Source organism: Streptomyces himastatinicus ATCC 53653, assembly GCF_000158915.1.
Taxonomy (GTDB): Bacteria; Actinomycetota; Actinomycetes; order Streptomycetales; family Streptomycetaceae; genus Streptomyces; species Streptomyces himastatinicus.
The window spans coordinates 5961048-5962938 of sequence record NZ_GG657754.1; the positions used below are offsets into that span (position 1 = coordinate 5961048).

Sequence of the window (1891 nt, forward strand, 5' to 3'; positions counted from 1 at the left end):
CGCGGCGTGCTGGCTGATGACCTCGTACTGCCCCGAGACGTCGTACCCGCCGGTGTCGTACTGGCCGGTGGTGTCGTACTGCCCCGTGTCGTACTGCCCTGTGTCGAAGTGGCCCGTATCGACCTGTCCGGTATCGAACTGCCCGGTGGTGTCGTACTGCCCCGTATCGAACTGCCCGGTGTCGTACTGCCCCGTGCCGGTGTCGTACTGCCCGTAGGTGTCGTACGCGCCCGTCTCCCACTGCTGCTGAGGGGGGTGGGTGTCCCAGGTGCCGGTGTCGTCCCAGCCGCCGGCGTCCCAGTGGCCGCCGGTGTCGTCCTGCCGCTGAGTGGGTACGTCGGTGGGGAGCTGATAGCCGGAGGCGGCCCACATCGCGGTGGTGTCGTAGGCGCCGGTGTCGTACGCGGACCCGCCGCTCCACTGGGTCGCGTCGTACTGACCGCTGTGCCCGCCGTGCGGGTCGCCCTGGCCGTCCCCGTAACTGCCTGGGAGGGAGCCGAAGAGAGGGTCGGCCTCACCGTATGCGGCCCCGAGGTTATCGAAGCTGCCGGTGGGGTAGCCGTCGTACCCGGCGTAACCGTGCGCGGTGTCCTGCTGCTGGCCGTAGGCCCCGTCGTAGGAATACGAGGCGTCGGGAGCGGGGACGGTCGGGGTTGCCCCCGACGGGTGACGGTCGTTCACCACCAACCAACTTCTCTTTCGCCTCGGCTGCAGGAGAATTAGCGGCGACTGTACCCGGCGGTACGCGGGAGCGACAATCTTCAGCAAGTTTTGGGCAGCACGGGAAAGGGCATTTGGACCTCTTTCGGTTGACTGTGCGCCCGCTCTTGGCCCGGCGTTCGACGGTTGTTCGGCAATTTTCGGCCGTATCAGGCGACCGAGAATGCGCCCGAAGTGTCCGTCTGCGTGGCATTGGCGGCGTCCAGTGCCTCCCGGATCCCGGTGGCGACGGCCGAGCGGACCGGTAGAGCGAGATGCCCCACACCGCTGACGCGGATGTTGCGAAAGATCAGATCTGGATGGTCTATGCGGGCGACTTCCGCGGGGATCATCAACTGATCCACATCACTCCAGAAAGAAACGAAACGCGTACGGCATTCGGGGGCAGGCTGCCTCAACTCCGTTATCACCTCGGAGTTCGGGCACATCTGACGCACGAGCGGATGTGCGGACAACAAGGGCGCGACGTGGGTGCCGGAGTGCGGGGTGCCCAGCGTGACCAGGGAGTGCACCCGCACATCGCCGCCCAGCCGCTGGACGTAGTAACGCGCGATCAGCCCGCCGAGGCTGTGGCCCACGATGTCCACCTGGCTGTGGCCGGTGCGGGCGCAGGCGTCCTCGACATGGCGGGCCAGCAGTGCGGCGGCGGTGCGGAGGTCGCAGGTCAGGGGGGAGTAGTTGAGCGCCTCGACGTGCTGTCGGCCGTGGCGGAGGAGGGAGCGGCGCAGCAGCACGAAGACGGAACGGTTGTCGATGAAGCCGTGGAGGAGCAGCACCGGGCGCTGCCCATGGAGGTCGGGTGGGGGCGTGGCGGGCGGACGCTCCTGCCGGAGGCCGGTGGGGTAGAGGAGGAGGTGCCCGGCGAGAATCGCCAGGTCGAGCGCCAGCGCCCGGACCCGACTGCCTTGATCGAATATGAGGCCCACGGCGACCGCCCCCTTGTGCCCTTGCGCTGTGGGCAGCCGCGGCCGTGACAGACCGCGCCGTCGCACCGCGGCGCCATGCCCATGCCATGCCGCCGTCCATGCGGCTGCCGGGCGGCGCGACGCGGTGCGACGGTCCCCGCTGCGGCTCCCCTTGGTGGTCGACCCGAGGTCGAACGTGTCCCGCGTGTGATTTCCCCCTCGCCGCGCATCGCGAAACTGCCGGGTAGGGGATGCTTGCGGGAAGC

The 1891-nt window shown here is 68.7% G+C and carries 1 protein-coding gene and 1 pseudogene; both read right to left on the reverse strand.

Annotation, left to right across the window (positions count from 1 at the left end):
• Nucleotides 1-684: pseudogene (locus SSOG_RS54915) on the reverse strand (M23 family metallopeptidase); the annotation flags it as partial.
• A 185-nt stretch (nucleotides 685-869) separates the two neighbouring features.
• Nucleotides 870-1646: a lipase family alpha/beta hydrolase gene (locus tag SSOG_RS25395; RefSeq protein WP_039938668.1), complete on the reverse strand. Its 777-nt coding sequence runs from the start codon at nucleotides 1644-1646 to the stop codon at nucleotides 870-872.
• Between the last annotated feature and the right edge of the window lie 245 nt (nucleotides 1647-1891).